The sequence below is a fragment of the Nonomuraea sp. NPDC005692 genome, from assembly GCF_040631115.1.
In the GTDB taxonomy this organism is placed as follows: domain Bacteria; phylum Actinomycetota; class Actinomycetes; order Streptosporangiales; family Streptosporangiaceae; genus Nonomuraea.
Genome location: NZ_JBEXYU010000002.1, coordinates 113161 through 130131 on the forward strand (window position 1 = coordinate 113161; position 16971 = coordinate 130131).

At 70.5% G+C, this 16971-nt stretch carries 14 protein-coding genes; 10 read left to right on the plus strand and 4 right to left on the minus strand.

Annotated features, from left to right (window positions below; translation table 11 throughout):
• Window positions 1-67: 67 nt before the first annotated feature.
• Window positions 68-2041: an acetate--CoA ligase gene (acs, locus tag ABZ459_RS05310; protein WP_357966156.1), complete on the minus strand. Its 1974-nt coding sequence runs from the start codon at window positions 2039-2041 to the stop codon at window positions 68-70.
• Window positions 2042-2491: 450 nt separating this feature from the next.
• Between acs and ABZ459_RS05315 the strand changes: the two genes are divergently transcribed.
• The 8 genes from ABZ459_RS05315 (at window position 2492) to ABZ459_RS05350 (ending at window position 9493) form a co-directional block, all read left to right on the plus strand.
• The gene (locus tag ABZ459_RS05315; RefSeq protein WP_357966159.1) at window positions 2492-3271 is read left to right on the plus strand and encodes an oxidoreductase; all 780 of its coding nucleotides are present in this window, start codon (window positions 2492-2494) and stop codon (window positions 3269-3271) included.
• Window positions 3272-4007: 736 nt separating this feature from the next.
• Window positions 4008-5048 (plus strand): septum site-determining protein Ssd, encoded by a 1041-nt coding sequence (ssd, locus tag ABZ459_RS05320; RefSeq protein ID WP_357966161.1) that lies wholly within the window; start codon window positions 4008-4010, stop codon window positions 5046-5048.
• Entirely contained in the window at window positions 5045-6208 is a 1164-nt protein-coding gene (locus tag ABZ459_RS05325; protein WP_357966164.1) for a TadA family conjugal transfer-associated ATPase, read from the plus strand. The genes ssd and ABZ459_RS05325 overlap by 4 nt, the downstream gene beginning before the upstream one ends.
• Before the next feature lie 13 nt (window positions 6209-6221).
• On the plus strand, window positions 6222-6935 hold the full coding sequence (locus ABZ459_RS05330; protein WP_357966166.1) for a type II secretion system F family protein: 714 nt from the start codon (window positions 6222-6224) through the stop codon (window positions 6933-6935).
• 269 nt (window positions 6936-7204) lie between these two features.
• The gene (locus tag ABZ459_RS05335; protein ID WP_357966168.1) at window positions 7205-7993 is read left to right on the plus strand and encodes a type II secretion system F family protein; all 789 of its coding nucleotides are present in this window, start codon (window positions 7205-7207) and stop codon (window positions 7991-7993) included.
• 160 nt (window positions 7994-8153) lie between these two features.
• The gene (locus tag ABZ459_RS05340) at window positions 8154-8525 is read left to right on the plus strand and encodes a DUF4244 domain-containing protein (protein WP_357966171.1); all 372 of its coding nucleotides are present in this window, start codon (window positions 8154-8156) and stop codon (window positions 8523-8525) included.
• Window positions 8522-8902, plus strand: a complete 381-nt coding sequence (locus tag ABZ459_RS05345; RefSeq protein WP_357966174.1) for a TadE family type IV pilus minor pilin — start codon at window positions 8522-8524, stop codon at window positions 8900-8902. The genes ABZ459_RS05340 and ABZ459_RS05345 overlap by 4 nt, the downstream gene beginning before the upstream one ends.
• A 228-nt stretch (window positions 8903-9130) precedes the next feature.
• Window positions 9131-9493 (plus strand): Rv3654c family TadE-like protein, encoded by a 363-nt coding sequence (locus ABZ459_RS05350; protein WP_357966177.1) that lies wholly within the window; start codon window positions 9131-9133, stop codon window positions 9491-9493.
• Window positions 9494-9768: 275 nt separating this feature from the next.
• On the opposite strand, the gene ABZ459_RS05355 is transcribed toward ABZ459_RS05350, so the two are convergent.
• Both ABZ459_RS05355 and ABZ459_RS05360 read right to left on the minus strand, forming a co-directional pair.
• Window positions 9769-10632: an NAD(P)H-binding protein gene (locus tag ABZ459_RS05355; RefSeq protein ID WP_357966179.1), complete on the minus strand. Its 864-nt coding sequence runs from the start codon at window positions 10630-10632 to the stop codon at window positions 9769-9771.
• Complete coding sequence (locus ABZ459_RS05360; RefSeq protein ID WP_357966181.1) at window positions 10619-10987, minus strand: VOC family protein; 369 nt, start codon at window positions 10985-10987, stop codon at window positions 10619-10621. The genes ABZ459_RS05355 and ABZ459_RS05360 overlap by 14 nt, the downstream gene beginning before the upstream one ends.
• Window positions 10988-11050: 63 nt before the next feature.
• On the opposite strand from ABZ459_RS05360, the gene ABZ459_RS05365 reads away from it, so the two are divergent.
• The gene (locus ABZ459_RS05365; RefSeq protein ID WP_357966183.1) at window positions 11051-11509 is read left to right on the plus strand and encodes a MarR family transcriptional regulator; all 459 of its coding nucleotides are present in this window, start codon (window positions 11051-11053) and stop codon (window positions 11507-11509) included.
• Window positions 11510-12495: 986 nt separating this feature from the next.
• Complete coding sequence (locus ABZ459_RS05370; protein WP_357966185.1) at window positions 12496-14505, plus strand: hypothetical protein; 2010 nt, start codon at window positions 12496-12498, stop codon at window positions 14503-14505.
• On the opposite strand, the gene ABZ459_RS05375 is transcribed toward ABZ459_RS05370, so the two are convergent.
• On the minus strand, window positions 14502-16757 hold the full coding sequence (locus tag ABZ459_RS05375) for a DEAD/DEAH box helicase (RefSeq protein WP_357966187.1): 2256 nt from the start codon (window positions 16755-16757) through the stop codon (window positions 14502-14504). The two genes, ABZ459_RS05370 and ABZ459_RS05375, sit on opposite strands and share 4 nt — an antisense overlap.
• Window positions 16758-16971 lie beyond the last annotated feature (214 nt).

Genomic DNA, 16971 nt, shown 5'->3' on the forward strand with positions numbered 1-16971 from the left:
CGACCGATGGAGACAGCTGAGGCGCATGCCCGGTTCGGGCATGCGCCTCAGCTGACTTGTGGCCTGATCAGTCCTCGGACTTGGCCGCGGGCAGCTTCTCGGAGATGAGGTTCATCACCGTGCTGTCGGCCAGCGTGGTGACGTCGCCGATGCTGCGGTTCTCGGCCACGTCGCGCAGGAGGCGGCGCATGATCTTGCCGGAGCGGGTCTTCGGCAGCTCGGGCACGACCAGGATCTGCCGCGGCTTGGCGATCGGGCCGAGCGTCTTGGCCACGTGGTCACGCAGCTCGGCGGCGATGTCGTCGCTCTCCTCGGCGCTGCCGCGCAGGATCACGAACGACACGATCGCCTGGCCGGTCACCGGGTCGGTGGCGCCGACCACGGCCGCCTCGGCGACCTTGGGGTGGCTGACCAGCGCGCTCTCCACCTCGGTGGTGGAGATGTTGTGGCCGGAGACGAGCATGACGTCGTCGACGCGGCCGAGCAGCCACAGGTCGCCGTCCTCGTCCTTCTTCGCGCCGTCGCCGGGGAAGTACATGCCCTCGAAACGCGACCAGTACGTGTCGATGTAGCGCTGGTCGTCGCCCCAGATCGTGCGCAGCATGGCGGGCCACGGCTCGCGCACCACGAGGAAGCCGCCGCCGCCGTTGGGCACGCTGTTGCCCTGGTCGTCGACCACGTCGGCGTTGATGCCCGGCAGCGGCCGCATGGCCGCGCCCGGCTTGGCCGAGGTGACGCCCGGCAGCGGGCTGATCATGATCGCGCCGGTCTCCGTCTGCCACCAGGTGTCCACGACCGGGCAGCGGTCGTGGCCGATGTTCTCCCGGTACCAGACGTAGGCCTCGGGGTTGATCGGCTCGCCGACCGAGCCCAGGACGCGCAGGCTGGACATGTCGAACTTGGCGGGGATGTCGTCGCCCCACTTCATGAACGTCCGGATCGCCGTGGGGGCGGTGTAGAGGATCGTGACCTTGTACTTCTGCACGATCTCCCAGAACCGGCCGCGGTGCGGGGTGTCCGGGGTGCCCTCGTAGATGACGCTGGTCGCGCCGTTGGCGAGGGGGCCGTAGACGATGTAGGAGTGGCCGGTGACCCAGCCGATGTCGGCCGTGCACCAGTAGATGTCGGTCTCGGGCTTGAGGTCGAAGACCGCGTCGTGCGTGTAGGCGGTCTGGGTGAGGTAGCCGCCGGTCGTGTGCAGGATGCCCTTGGGCCGGCCGGTGGTGCCGCTGGTGTAGAGGATGTACAGCGGGTCCTCGGCGCCGTGGGGCTCGGCGGTGTGCTGGTCGCTCTGGCGCTCGACCAGGTCGTGCCACCACACGTCCTTCTCGCCCACCGCGACGTCCTGGCCGGTACGCCGTACGACGAGCACGTTCTCCACCTGCGGGCACTCGGCGACGGCCTCGTCCACGGTGGGCTTGAGCGCGCTCGGCTTGCCGCGGCGGTAGCCGCCGTCGGCCGTGATCACGAGCTTGGCGTCGGCGTCGTCGATGCGGCTCTTGAGCGCGCCGGCGGAGAAGCCGCCGAACACCACCGAGTGGATCGCGCCGATGCGGGCGCAGGCCAGCATCGCGATCGGCAGCTCGGGGATCATCGGCATGTAGATGGCCACCCGGTCGCCCTTGCCCACGCCGAGCTCCTGCAGGGCGTTGGCGGCCTTGCTGACCTCGGTCTTGAGGTCGTTGTAGGTGAGCGTGCGGCTGTCGCCCTCGGGCTCGCCCTCCCAGTGGTAGGCGACCTTGTCGCCGCGCCCTTCCTCGACGTGCCGGTCGACGCAGTTGTAGGCGACGTTGAGCTCGCCGCCGACGAACCACTTGGCGAACGGCGCGTTCCACTCCAGCGTCGTGTCCCACCGCCTGGCCCAGGTCAGCCGCTCGGCCGCGCGCTCCCAGAAGGCGAGACGGTCGGCGTCGGCCTCGGCGTAGGCGGCGGCGGTCACGTTCGCGGCCGCGGCCAGCTCAGCCGGTGGTGCGAACCGGCGGTTCTCCTGCAGCAGGTTGGACAGCGCCTGGGTCTCGTTGCCAGGGGTCTCCGGGGCCACTTCGTGCTCCTTCTATGGCCAGGTGGGATAGGTCGGGTCCCACTTCACCAGCTCACGGCCTCCCCACACAAGAGGTCTAGACAGGTCTGTACCGATTCGCGTGGGTGGCCGCATGATTATCAGCTCGCATGACAAACGCAATTGAACTGTTGTCATCCTGAAATCAGGAGAATATGCGGTTCGGCGTGGCGGGAAAATGCGGGGGTCGCCGTAGCGCCTAATACGGCGGCGGTCCGGTCCATGGCGGGGGCACGGTGTGACGCCTTACGGCGGCGGTGTGGGCCCATGGCTGGGCATGGCGTGTCGCCTTGTGCGGCGCTGGTGTGGTCCATGGTGTGTCGCCTTGTGCGGCGGTGGTGTGGTCCGTGGCGGGGCTTGGTGTGACGCCTTGTGCGGTGGCGGTGTGGTCCATGGCGGGGCACGGTGTACCCGCCGGTAAGGTCGGTTTTCGTGAGTGACCCATTGGCCGTCATCGCGCGGTTCCCAGGCGTGTCCGAGGCGGTTGACGAGGCGCGGCAGGCCGTCGACAGGCTCTACCGGCATCGCGTCCTGCGCCGGGCGAGCCCGGCGGTGTCCACCGAGTCCTCCCTGCGCGGCGCGCGGGCCTCGGCCGCGATCGAGGGCGCCGACGTGCCGCTGGACGCGCTGCGCCGCGACGAGGTGCACGACCCGCTGGTCCAGGGGGCGCTGCGGGCGTCCGCGGAGATGGGCCGGCTCGGTCCCACCTGGCGGAAGGCACCGAGGCAGGTGCTGGCCCGCCTGCACACCGTCGCCGCCGCGGGGCTCGCCGACCAGCCCGCATTGGGACGCCCCCGTACGGACGACTCCGCCCCCGACCCGCTCGGCCTCGGCCCCGCGCCGGGGGCCGCGGAGACCGCGACGCGGATGGAGGCCCTGCTCAGGCTGCTGGAGGGCGCGGGCAAGGCGCCCGCGATCGTGCTGGCCGCCGTGGTGCACGCCGAGCTGGCGGTGCTGCGTCCGTTCGGTACGTGCGACGGCGTCGTGGCACGCTCCGCGGAGCGGCTGACCCTGGTCGAGTACGGGCTCGACCCGAAGTCGCTGGTCGTCGTGGAGATCGGGCATCTGGAGCTGCCGTACGCGGAGGCGCTGCGGGCGTACCTGACCGGGACTCCGGAGGGCGTCGGCCAGTGGGTACAACACTGTGCCTCGGCGGTAAGCCTGGGGGTGCGGGAGACGACCGCGATCTGCGAAGCGATGCAGCGGGGCTGACGGACGGGCTGGTCACATAGCTGACGGCGTCTCGTACGAGACGCCGTCTGCCGGTGCATCACACCGGGTTACCAAGCGTGCACCTCAAATCCGTCGGAGCGGGTCAAGCCCGTCACGACGCGCCTCCCGCGGCTGGTCGCGCGTGGGTGCCCGGCTGATGCACCCGGACAAGTGGTCCGTAACCCCTTTCTACGTCGGATCCGCCCTGATGGGAACCCCTTGGAGCAAGACCTTTGCCGAGCCGTGGAGCGGCCGGGAGGGTTCCGTTGCGGCGCCCGCGAACGCCAACCCGTTACCCACCTGTGACGATTACGGACAGTGATCGCCTTTATGTGATCGTTATCGGGTGGCGAAAAAACTTGGCGAAAATGCCAGATTACTGCTCGACGAAACTCGAGTGGATCGGGCAGCATACGGTGGTATCGCCCGAAACTGGAGCGGCTGTGTGAGGGTTTGGTTTGCAAGTCTCTTGCCATGTTCCGGTGAAGTGATGAAAGCTTTCTTCTGAAACGGGACCGGCTCTACCCCCCCGGAGCCGGACCGATCAGGCGACCCCCGCTCTCCCCCCCGGCGGGGGTCGCCCTATTTCTGCCCCCAGGTCGTCCTGGGCCCACCGGTTGTCCACAGGCGGCACGTGCCCCCGCGCCGGTCATCCCCAGAATCCCGTTCGCCCTCTCGCGACGTCCCTCCTCCCCAGCAGGGTTGACCTCCCACGCCCCCGCAAGAGGAGGACCCCGTGCACCGCCCCCTGGTCATCACCGAGGACCACGACCTCCTCGACGACCTGGTCCGCATCGCGGCCGCCGCCGGCGCCCAGCTCGACGTGGCCCACACCCCCGCCGGCGCCCGCCCTTACTGGAACCTCGCCCCCATGGTCGCCATCGGCCCCGACCAGGCCGACGCCGTCTCCGCCACCTCACCGCCCGCCCGCGACCAGGTGCTCCTGGTGACCCGCGCCCCCGACGACCCCGACACCTGGCGAAAATGCGTGGCGGTGGGCGCCCAGGCCGTCGTACGCCTCCCCGGCGACGAACGCCACCTCGTGGAACGCTTCGCCGACGCCATGGAGCCCGAACCCCGATCCGGCGCGGTGAACTGCGTGATCGGCGGCCACGGCGGGGCCGGCGCGAGCGTGGTCGCCGCCTGCCTGGCCCTGCGCGCCTCGGGTGACCGCCTCCGTACGCTGCTGATCGACGCCGACCCGCTGGGCGGCGGCATCGACGCGCTGCTCGGCCACGAGGAGGCGGCGGGCGCCCGCTGGGGCGACCTCGTGGCGAGGGAGGGAAGGATCAGCTCCAGCGCCCTGCAGGCGGCGCTCCCGTCGTTCGGCGACCTCGCGGTCCTGTCCTTCCATCGTGGCGAGGTGGCCGCGATCCCGCCCCAGGCCATGCGCTCGGTCCTGGAAGCGGGCCGGCGCGGCTTCGACCTGATCGTCGTCGACCTGCCACGCCATCTCGACCCGGCCGCCGTGGAGGCCCTCACCAGGGCGACCACGACCCTGACGGTCACCACGGCAGACCTGCGCGGCATCCTGTCCACCGTCCAGGTCCTGGGCGAGCTCCGCAAACACACCTCCGACGTGCGCGCCGTCCTCCGACCCGGCGTCCTCGACGAGGAGACGGCCGCGGCGTCCCTCGGCATCCCCGTCGCCGCCCACCTGCCCGACCATCCGAGGCTCACCGCCACCCTCAACCGCGGCGAGCTGCCCAGGCTCGGTCCGCGCACGGTTCTCGGCAGCCTCTGCGCCGCCCTCCTCCGCGACCTGCTGCCGGCATGAGCGCCGCCGAGGAGGTCTCCCCGGAGCTCGTGGAGGCCGTACGCGTCCGCCTGGCGCGCGCCGGCGTGGAGCCGACGGCGGCCCAGGTGGCCGTGGCGCTCCGGGCCGAACGCTCGGTCTACGGAGACGCCGAGATCCTGGCGGTGGCCCGCGCCCTGTGCGCCGACCTGATCGGCGCCGGCCCGCTGGAGCCGCTCCTGGCCCGTCCCGACGTCACCGACGTCCTGGTCAACGGCCCGCGCGAGGTGTGGATCGACGACGGCGGCGGCCTGCGCCGCACCTCCGTCACCTTCACCGACGACGGAGCCGTTCGCAGGCTGGCCCAGCGCCTCGCGGCCGCCGCCGGTCGCCGGCTCGACGACGCATCCCCTTACGTCGACGCGCGGCTGGCCGGCGGCGTCCGGCTGCACGCCGTACTGCCGCCGATCGCGTCCGGTGGCACCTGCGTGTCGCTGCGTCTGCCGCCGCGCCGCACCTTCACCCTGTCCGACCTGGTGTCGGCCGGCACGATCGCCCCGGCGGCCGTCACGGTGCTGACGGCGATGGTCGACGCCCGGCTCGCCTTCCTCGTCACGGGCGGCACCGGCACGGGCAAGACCACGCTTCTGTCGGCCCTGCTGTCCCAGGCCGACCCGGCCGAACGCCTCCTGCTGGTGGAGGACTCCGCCGAGCTACGCCCTCTGCACCCCCACGTGGTCCGCCTGGAGACCCGACCGGCCAACCTCGAAGGAGCGGGCGGGGTGGGCCTGCGCGACCTGGTGCGCCAGGCGCTGCGCATGCGTCCCGACCGTCTCGTGGTGGGCGAGGTCAGGGGAGCGGAGGTCGTCGACCTGCTCGCCGCCCTGAACACCGGCCACGAGGGCGGCTGCGGCACGCTGCACGCCAACGCCGCGGCCGACGTGCCACCCCGCCTGGAAGCCCTCGGCTGCGCGGCCGGCCTGACCAGGGAGGCCGTGCACAGCCAGCTGGCCGCGGCCCTCGACGTGGTCGTCCACCTGACCCGCACCCGCAGCGACGGCCGAAGGCGCGTCGCCGAGATCTGCCTGCTCTCCAGAACCCCGGCCGGCCTCGTCGAATCGCTCCCCGCCCTCACCTTCGCCCCGAACGGCTCCTCCCACACCGGCCCCGGCTACGAATCCCTCCTGCACAGGACATCATGAAGGCCCCCGGACGATGACCGCCGCGATCGTCTCGGCCCTGTCCACAGCCTGTGCCGTCTGGCTGTGGACCGGCCCGGCCACGCCCGCCCTCCGCCTGCACGCGCTCCTGACCGCTCGCCACCGCCGTCTCCCATGGCAACACCTGCTCCGGGCCACGCTCACCCGCCCCGGCCCCGCCCGCCGCGCCGACTCCTGGCGCCGCGCCTCCATAGAGCTGTGCCAGTCGCTCTCGGCCGAGCTCGCCGCGGGCCGCACCCCCGGCGAAGCCCTGACCCGAGCCATCACGGCAGTCGACTTCCCCGACCCCGAAGCCCTGCGCCCCGCCCTGGCCGCCGCACGAGACGGCGGCGACGTCGCCGCGGCCCTCACGGCAGCGGCTCCGGCTCAGGGCGGCGAGGGCCTCCGCCGTCTCGCGGCCTGCTGGGACGTCAGCCTCACCGTGGGCGCCGGCATGTCCGCGCTGGTCGAACGAGTCGGCGGCACGCTCCGCGCCGCCCAGTCCCACCGCCAGGACGTCGCCGCCCAACTGGCCGGCCCCCGCACCACAGCCCGGATGCTCGCGGCACTGCCGGTCCTCGGCCTGCTGATGGCGGGAGCGCTCAACATGCACCCGCTGAGCTTCCTGTTCGGCACCTTGCCCGGCCTGCTCTGCCTCCTGTCCGGCACCGCCCTCGACGCCTGCGGCCTGTGGTGGACCCACCGCATGGCCACCAAGGCCCAACCCTGACCCGCCACGCCCCCGACACCTGCAGGCCAGGACTCCCCACGAGACCTGCGGGTCGGGACTCCCCACGAGACCTGCGGGTCGGGACTCCCGTAAGGCCTGCAGGTCAAACTCCCGCGAGACCTGTAGCTCAGCACTCATGCGACACCTGTCGGCCATCACTCCAGTGAGACCTGTAGGCCGGCGCTCCGGCGAGTGCTCCTCTCCGGGGCGTCCTCATCCCCGCCCGTCGTCGTCATCCCCGCCCGCCCGAACCACTCTGGATCCGCCCGATGTTCCCTTTGCTGTCCGCCCTCTGCGCAGCCCTCGCCACCTGGTTGTGGTCAGCCCCACGCACCCCGGCAGACCGGCTCACCCGCCTCCTGCCCTCGCCCGACCCGCCGTCGAGCCCCGCCACCTCTCCGACGGACACCCCGGCCCGGCCCGAATGGCTCGACAAGCAGGCCCCCCACCACCGCCGCCCGACCCGCAGAACCGTCACCACCGCCGCCATCACCGGCGTGATCACCGCCCTCCTGATCGGCGGTCTCGCAGGAATCGCGGTGGCCCTCCTGCTGACCCCGGTGACCGCCCTGATCCTGCACAGGAAGGAACCCCCGCGGTCCCGCCAGGAACGCGAGCAGATCACCGCCGATCTCCCCTTCGCCGCCGACCTGATGACCGCCTGCCTTCTCGCCGGACAACCGGTGACCGCCGCCACCGACCTGGCCGCGACCACGATCGGCGGCCCCCTCGGTCAGCGTCTGGCGTGGGTGGGCAGCCAACTCCGCCTGGGCGCCGACCCCGAGCCGACCTGGGCAACCCTGGCGAAGGACCCGGCCCTGAGCCAGCTGTCGAGAGCCATGAGCCGGGCCGCGCAGACCGGCGCCCCGCTGGCGGACGTCCTGACCCGCCTGGCCGACGACGCGAGGGACACAGCCAGAGCCGCCTCACTGGCCGCTGCCCGGACCGTGGGCGTGAAAGCGGTCGCCCCTCTGGGCCTGTGCTTCCTGCCGGCCTTCGTCCTCCTGGGCATCATCCCGGTGATCGCCGGCCTCGCCTCCACGATCGTTCTGCCGTGACCTCCGGCGGCTTCGTCCACAGCCTGAGGGCCGCCCCGCGGACAATCCCCAGAACGCCATTCGGCCTGACGGCGGCTGTGCCTTCTCGGCGAATCTTGGACTCCCGCCGGACAAGACCCGGCTCCGACCACCTGGAGGCACGATGCAAGGTCCCGCCACCATGCCAGGCACCCTCAGCCCCACTCCAGCTCCTTCACCCCGGCCCGGTGCCTGCACCGAGCCGACCACCACCACCGCGCTGCCCCCTGCAGCCGGCGACCCCTCCAACGTCGAGGCAGAAGCCAGCCACGCTTCCTCGGCCACCTCCGGCGGGCCCACCGGGCAGAGCTCACGCACCTCCCGCTGGTATCCCGGCAAGTGGATCACCTGCGCTGTCGCGAACCGGGAGCGCGGCATGTCCACCGCCGAATACGCGGTCGGCACCATCGCGGCCTGCGCCTTCGCCGCGCTCCTGTTCAAGGTGGTCAGCAGCCCGGAGGTTCAGGAGATGCTGAAGTCCCTCATAGACCGAGCGCTCAAGATGACCGGATGACCCTCCACCAGACGCGGAACGCCACCACCGGGCAACGGTCGGCATCACGCGGCTCGGTGACGGCCGAGACCGCCGCCATGCTGCCCGCGCTCATGGTCGTCCTGGCAGCCGCGCTCTGGGCCATACAAGCGGTGAACGTCCAACTGGAATGTGTAGACGCAGCTCGAGCGGCAGTGCGCGCCGCAGCCCGAGGTGAGCCGCTGGACCAGGTCCGCGAGCTCGCCCGCTCGGCCACCCGCCCGGACGCACACGTAGAGATCGCCCGCGACGCAGAATTCACCCACGTAGAGATCGCAGTAGATGTACGACCAGCTTGGGGCGCTTCGCTGCCGGCCGTCCGCGTGTCGGCCTCGGCGACAGCCGCCACAGAACCGTGACGTCACGCAGGTGCCTGCCGAAATGAGATCTGCCAGGAGGACATGAGCCCTCGTGTCCTCCTGGCAGTCGGGGGGCGAAATCTCCAACCCCTACGCCGTCTTCTACCCACAAGAAGAGACAACAACTCCGCGACATGGCACGGAGATCGTCCGTGTGGGGGGCGCAGAAGCGTCGCAAAGCTGAGCGAAGCGACGACCTTTCACCGATCCATCACTCCGAGGAGAAGGATGATCAAGCACAGGGAACGAGGGTCGGCGACCTTATGGGGAGTGGCCCTCATGGGGCTCCTGATGGCGGTTGCCGGCGGGTTGGCCTCCGTGGGGGCGATTCGGGTGGCTCGCCATCGGGTTGACAGCGCGGCCGATCTGAGCGCTCTGGCGGCGGCCAGGTCGGCGATCGTCGATCCCGAGGGGGCTTGCGGCAGGGCGTCCGCGCTGGCCAGCAGGAACGGCGTGCGACTGGTGGCTTGTGAGATCACGGGAGAGATAGCGGATGTCCGGACCTCTTTGTCGGTCACCCTGCCGATTGCCGGAGCGCACACCCTCACAGGCAGGTCTCGCGCGGGGCCGGTCACGATGTCACCTGGGTAGCGGCTGGTTGCAGCGGTCGGTCGTGAGGCCATCGTTCTGGGCCTTGAGAGCGCGTGACCGGCCGCGACTCGTGCAGCCTCGGGGCGTGTCGCGCGAGTTCGGCCACCGGCTGTTCGGGCTGAGACGCGTGCCGGCACCGTGGTCCGGTTGTGTGAAGCCTCACCGGCCGGCCGCTTCGACGTGCTCCGGGCTGACGGTGTCGATTCAGAAGCGCTGATCGGGAGAAGGGGCGGCGCGAGCCGAGGTGGCCGACTCGCCTGCGCCGGCCCCGGTGTTCACTCTGCCGTCAGTCCCTCGACAAGGCCGGCCGTCGGCCTGCCGAGGAGTCGAGAAAGATCGTCACCGACCCGAGCGAAAGCCCCGGCGGCGATGGTTTCATCGAGACTTGCCAGGAAGCCGGCCAGCTCGCCGTCCATCCCCGAATGGATGAGCGCTACCTGCAACTCTTTGGGAGTGACAGGTCGGTAAGTGACCTCTCGTCCCAGCACGACCGACATCGCTTGGGCGATGTCGGTATAGGTGAAGTTCGTGTCGCCGGAGAGGCTGTAGGTCACCTTGTCGTGCCCATCTGTGGTGACGACGATGGCCAGTGCCTCGGCCAGATCCTTCCGGCTGGCCGCGGCGACGACGGCGTCACCGGTCGCCGCGGCGAGAACGCCGGTGAAGCGGGGCCCTGCGAGCGCCTGGATGTAGTTCTCGATGTACCAGGTGTTCCGCAGGATCGTGTACGTCACGCCGGAAGCGGTAAGAGCGTCCTCTGTCGCTCTGTGGTCCGCGTTGATCTCGAACCGGTCGTCGTCGGCGCGAACTCCGCTGGTGTAGTAGACGTGTCGGACATTCGCCTTCTTCGCTGCCTCGATGACCGACTCGTGCTGAGCAAGGCGGTTGGGGTCTCTGCCCGAGATCAACACGATGTCGGAGTGCCTGGCAACCAGCTCTGCGACGCGAGCTGAATCCGACAGGTCGACGGCGGCGGTGGTGAACCCGGCGGAGGCGAGTTCCCCGAGGCGTGCTCGGTTACGACCGGCCGCGGTGATCGTTTCGGGGCTCGTTCCCCGGGCGACCAGCGCGTCCAGGACGTGGCGACCGAGTGCCCCGGTAGCCCCGAAGACCAGGGTGCTCGCCTCAGGCGCGGTCATGGAGGGTGATCTGGTAGCCGTCGGGGTCGGCGAAGGTGAACGTGCGGCCGAAGGGGCCGTCGATCGGTGCGGAGACGATGGTGTGACCGTCGGCGACGAGGGCGTCGTGGATGGCCTGCACGTCGGTGGCGTGAAGCCAGATCGCGGCACCGATGCCCGGCTGGGCAACGGATGCGAGATCGGTGCCGGGAACGACCTCGCGGAGTGCGAACGCGATCGGCTTCGTCTCGAACACGACGGCGTGCGGAGGCCCGGCCTGCGAACGGACGAGGCCGAGGTACTGCTCGTAGAACGCCTGCGAAGCGTCGAGGTCGCGCGCTTGCAGCGAGATGAAGTCGGGTCCGGTGACGGGCATGGTGCTGCTCCTTCTCTCTATGTCAGTTTCCTGACACGCATCAATGTATGTCAGAATACTGACATGAGTCAAAACGGTGCCGGCGTCGACCTGGACAAATCGCTGGGCTACCTGCTGAAAGAGGCTTCGAGCGCCCTGCGTGCGGCCATGGAGGAGGTGCTGCGGCCGCTCGGCATGACCGTGACGCACTACTCCTGCCTGGAGTTGCTGGCTCAACGGCCGGGCCTGTCGAACTCCGAGTTGGCGCGTGGCGCGTTCGTGACCCGGCAGTCGATGAACGTGCTGCTCCAGACCCTGGAACGAGACGGCTACGTGACCAGGCCCGCGGAGGCGCCCGTCGGAAAGGCGCTTCCCGCGCGGCTCACGCCTCGCGGCCGGCGGAGCCTGGAGAAGGCGAGCGCGGCGGTCCGGTCCGTCGAGGTCAGGATGCTGGGCGGCATGACCGAGGCCGAGCAGTCGGACGCGTTCCGGATTCTGCAGAGCATGATTCATTCGCTGCGCGATGGCGACGGCGGTGCATAGCTCGGCCTTCGGCGCATGTTCGCTGCGTCGGGACAAAGGTGTGGCCGAGCGTGGAAATCTGTGCGAGTGGCCTCGAAATGCCGGTCACCCTGTTCTGTGATGAGCTGATAAACCGTCAGGCGAGCAAAATTAGTAAGGGTCTTGTGGCGTGGTCAGCGGCGCGAAACGGAGGGGTGAGGTGCAGGGTGTGGCGGCTCGCGCGCTGAGGCTTTCCGCTCGAAGGGCTGTGCGGCAAGGCGTGAGGATCGCCGGGGATTGATCGACAGTGCTTCACGTGGAGCCCGGTGGAGCAAGCTGAAGCCCGGGTGCGGGCGCCGGCGGTGATTGAGCAGCGCAGACCGGTGGGCGGCCGAGATGGCACACAGTTCAGCGACGGGAAGCTGGGATGACCTGCGGATAGCGGGGTTCGTGCCGAGGTGAGAGGCGCTGCGGGGGCGTGGATCGAGCGTGAAGCGTCACGGGGGCGTTCATAGGGGCGTTCCAGTGCGAAGTGGTGAGAGGGAGGCCCGCAGGGGCGCCCCGACGTGAAGTGTTGCGGGGAAGCCCGCAGGGGCGTTCCGATGTGAAGCGGGAGCCCTGCGGGAGCCTTCAGTGTGAGGCGGGGCGCGGGACGGTCGTCGGGATTGTTCTCGCATGAGGTGTGGCGCAAAAGGCTGAGGTTGAAGTTGCGTGATTGACGAAAATGCCGTCATTTCGGCTGGGGCTTATTGTTAGTTTTGGGCAATCCCCGTCAAACACGCGATACTTTCTGTGAGTTGCGGTGCAATGTCGCAATCGAGTCACGACTTCTTGGACGCGGTGTCCAAGAGTTCGCTACGTCACATAAGGTTCCGCTTACCCTCGGTTCATGCCATCTACGGCGCGCTTCCAGAACGTCGCCAACAGGACGAATTCGGGAGCGGTCGGTGACCGCATCGGCCGGGCGGACTGCACTTCCGGTCGTCGCGTGCACGCCCCCTGGGCGGTCACGCGGCGCGAGGCTCTCCGTGGAGGGAATCGTCGTGACGGTGGTTGGCAGAGTGGTGGCCGCTGTGGCGGTCGTGGCGGGATCGATCGTCCTCGGCGGGTCGGCGCAGGCGGCTGTGGTGACGCGGCAGGCCGGAGCCTCCGGGCAGATCACATCGCCTACCGACGGCCAGGTGGTCACGGGGTCGTCCGTGACGGTTTCCGCTCAGACCGGGTTGATGCAGCTCAAGATGGGCCTGTACGTCGAAGGCCCCTCCACGCCGAGCCGGAGGGTCGCCGGAGGCGGAGCGAACCAGACGATCTCCGGTACGTTCGACGCCGGCAACGCGCCCAACGGCACCTTCACCGTGACGCTCAAGGGCGACATCACGGGAGCCAGATACGCCGGCAGCACGTTCAAACTGCGGCGACCTCCCGAGCCCCCGGGAAACGTGAACGCGCGCCTGGAGGGCACCACCAAGGTCGAGGTGACCTGGAGCAAGGGCTCGGAGCCAGATCTTCAGTCCTACGAAGTCGCCACAAGTCAGTCCGGCGTCGTGGGCCGGCTGTCCGCGGACAACGCGTGCTCCGGCTCCACGTGCAAGGCCGTGCTCGCGGTGCCCGCCAAGGCGGCGGGGCGGCGGGTGGGCATCACGGTCAAGGCCTTCCGCGGCGACGGGGACGGTGGCTCGGTCGGGTCCGGCAAATCGGGTGCCGCGTACGTCACGGTTCCCGCGCCGGCCGCGTCCCAGCCCAAGAAGCAGACGACCAGGCAACAGACGAACAAGCAGCAGACCCCGAAGACGGATGGCAGGACGCGGGTCGACCCGTTGCCGACCCTCCCGGCCAAGAAGCACGTCAAGCCCACGACCGTACCCACCCGCAAGCCGACGACGACCCGCAGGCACACCTCCGCACTGCCCGAGCTGCCGGAAACCGACGAAAAGGGCAACCTCCCGAACCCGGACACGGCCGACACGGGCCGCCAGGAACCGTCCGGGACGAACAAGACTGCGAACGACGAAACCGAAGCGGCTGCGATCCAGGCGGGCGGCGTCAGGGCGCAGTCGGACGAGTCGCCGATGGGGAACATCGGGCAGTACGGGATGTATGTGACGGGCGGTCTGCTGCTTCTGCTGCTCGCGGCGCACGCCGGGGCATGGGCTCGGAGACGCGCGCTGGCCGCCGGTGCTGGAAATGGTGGTGGGAGCGTCGCGGCTTCGGCCGGCCGTGCCGCCACATCAGCAGGAAGCGGGGCGGATCAGCACAACACCGACGAGGTTCCGCGAGCCAGGACAGCGTCCCGACGTCCTGCCGTGGTGCTCGCCGTCGCCAGGGCGCGCATGCCGGAACCTCCCCAGGCGCACCCCCTGACCCCGCTGCCCGACCCTGCGAGCGGGCAGGGGCCCGGCGAACAGGCGAACGAGGCGGAGGGGCAGGCGCGTGAGACGCCGCAACGTGCTCTCGGAAGGGCTGCCACCGCGCCCGATCCGCTTCTCGGAAGCGCGGATAGCAGGGCGGCGGAGGCTCAGGGAACGGCGCGTGTGCAGGGTGTGAGGGCGGCGGACGCTTCGGTGAGGGCGCAGACGCCGGGGGAGGCTCAGGGGGCGTACAACGCTCGGGGGTGGCGGGAGGCGGAGCCCAGGGTGGCTCAGATGCCGGGTGGGGCGTCGGGGCAGGTGCCGGTCGCTCTGCCGATCCATCTGAGCGTGCAGGACTTACGTGCGGCCCAGGAAGCACGGGAGTCGGTTCATCATGAGGCTCGGCAGGAAGCAGCGGGGAAGGCAGGGCGGGATGCGCGGCAGGAGCCGCCGCGCATCGCATTGCCCAGTTCGGCTGTCACGGACGTTCCCGAGCCCGCCACCGGCCCCACCGTCCCACCCGCCACCCCCCTGGAGCAGCGTTGGGACGACTACCTGCCTCCGTCGCCCAGGTGCATGGAGGACAGCGGCTTCTGGGAGCGTCCGCTGCCGGGCGCCGGCGACTTCTGGGCCTCCGACGACGAGGAGCGGGCGTATGCGGGGCGCCGGCCGGAGAAGGGCGACAGTTAGGACGGGGCGCCGGGGGCGAGGAGGATGTCCAGGAGCTGGAGCGCGCCGCGTTTGTGCAGGGGCTCGTTGCCGTTGCCGCACTTCGGGGACTGGATGCAGGACGGGCAGCCGCGCTCGCACTCGCAGGACGCGATCGCCTCACGCGTGGCCGTCAGCCAGTCGGTGGCCCGCGCGTAGCCGCGTTCGGCGAAGCCCGCGCCGCCTTCGTGGCCGTCGTACACGAAGACGGTGAGCAGACCGGTGTCGGCGTGCAGTTCGGTGGAGACGCCGCCGATGTCCCATCTGTCGCAGGTGGCGAACAGGGGGAGCAGGCCGATCGAGGCGTGCTCGGCGGCGTGTGCGGCGCCGCCGAGGTCGATGTCCGCCGCCGCGAGCGGCGCGACCGCCGTGGCGGGCAGGGTCCACCAGACCGCGCGGGTGCGGAGGGTGCGGGGCGGCAGGTCGAGGGGTTCGTCGCCGAGCATCTCGCCTGACTGCAGGCGTCTTTTCAGGTACGAGACCACCTGCCTGGTCACCTCCACCTCGCCGAAGTGCAGCGTTCCCGGGCCGAGTGGGCGGGAGCGCTGGGTGGCGAGGATGGAGATGTCGGTGATGTCGCGGGCGAACGTGGAGTAGTCGGGATTGGCGGCCTCGACCAGGGCGACCCCGGCGTCCAGGTCGAGGGTCTCCACGAGGAAGGTCTCGCCCTGGTGGATGTAGACCGCGCCGGTGTGGACCGTGGTGTGGGCGGACGGCTCGTCCACGCTGCCGAGCAGGCGGCCGGTCGACGACTCGACCACCTGGATCGGGGCGCCTCCGCCGCCTCTGATGTCGGCGAGGTCGGTGGCGCGTTCGCGGCGGGTCCAGAACCAGCCCGCGGGACGGCGTCTCAGGAGGTTCCGGGCGACCAGGTCTTCCAGGACGTCGGGGGTGGTGGTCCCGAAGACGGGCAGGTCGTCGTCCGTCAGCGGGATCTCGGCGGCGGCGGCGCACAGGTGGGGGCCCAGGACGTACGGGTTGTCCGGGTCCAGGACGATCGCCTCCACCGGCCGGCCGAAGAGGGCCTGCGGATGGTGGACGAGGTAGGTGTCCAGGGGGTCGTCCCTGGCGATGAGCACGGCGAGCGCGTCCTGGCCGTCGCGTCCCGCCCGGCCGGCCTGCTGCCAGAGGGAGGCGCGGGTGCCGGGCCAGCCGGCGATCAGGACGGCGTCCAGGCCCGAGACGTCCACGCCGAGTTCGAGGGCGTTCGTGGTGGCCAGGCCCATGAGGGTACCGGCGCGCAGGGCCTTCTCCAGGAGGCGGCGGTCCTCGGCGAGGTAGCCGGCGCGGTAGGCGGCGACCTTGTCGGGGAGGCCGGCCAGGTCTTGGGCGTCGTCGGGGATTGCCCAGGTGAGCGGGCTCGGGGGAGTGGAGTGGCGCGGGTCCTGGATCTCTCCGCCTGTCACGTCGGCTTCGGGGCCCGTGGCGTCGGGGGCGTCGTGCGGGGGCCAGGGCGCTGAGTCCGGCGTGGCTTGCGGGGCCCAGGGGGCGGTGACGGAGAAGGCGACGTCGGCGAGTTTGGCGCGGGCGGACAGGGCGACCGTCTCCGCACCGCGCCGCGAACGTACGAACGCGAGCGTCCGTACGTTCGCCAGGACCAGGTCCGCGAGGAGGTCGGCGGTCTCCGCGGTGGCCGTGCGGCGCACAGGAGCCCCTCCCTCGCCCCGCAGATCCGTCAGGGGCGGTTCCCAGAGGGCGATGGTCGTGGAACCCTTCGGGGAGGCGTCCGTGGTCACCTCGTCCATCTCAAGCCCCGTCAGCCTCATGGCGAACACGCCGGGCTCGCTCGCCGTGGCCGAGGCGAGCACGAACGTGGGGCGTGAGCCGTACCGGGCGCAGACCCGGCGCAGGCGGCGCAGGATCTGGGCCACGTGCGAGCCGAAGACGCCGCGGTATCCATGGCACTCGTCCACGACCACCATGCGCAGGCGGCGGAAGAACGAGGACCACTGCGCGTGGCGGGGCAGGACGCCGCGGTGGAGCATGTCCGGATTGGTCAGGACGTAGTTGGCGTGCTGGCGGACCCACGTACGTTCCTCGAAGGGGGTGTCGCCGTCGAAGCAGGCGGCGCGCACCTGCGTGATGCGCAGTTCGCGCAGGCCGCGGAGCTGGTCGGCGGCCAGGGCCTTGGTCGGCGTCAGGTACAGGACGGTGCCGCCGTCGAGGCAGGCGGCGACCGCCGGTGTGAGGTACGCCAGGGACTTGCCCGAGGCCGTGCCCGTACTGATGATCACGTTTCGGCCACGGAAAGCCAGGTCGGCGGCTTCGTGCTGGTGAGGCCAGAGTCCTGTAACTCCACGGTTCGCCAAGCGCGTAACCAGGACTTCCGGCGCCCACTCCGGCCAACGGGCTTGACCCGCCTGACGTGCTGGAACATGCTCCACATGGGTGACACGCTCATGACGTGCGGGAACTCCGAGCAGGTGGGCGAGGAGTGGACCTGCCTGT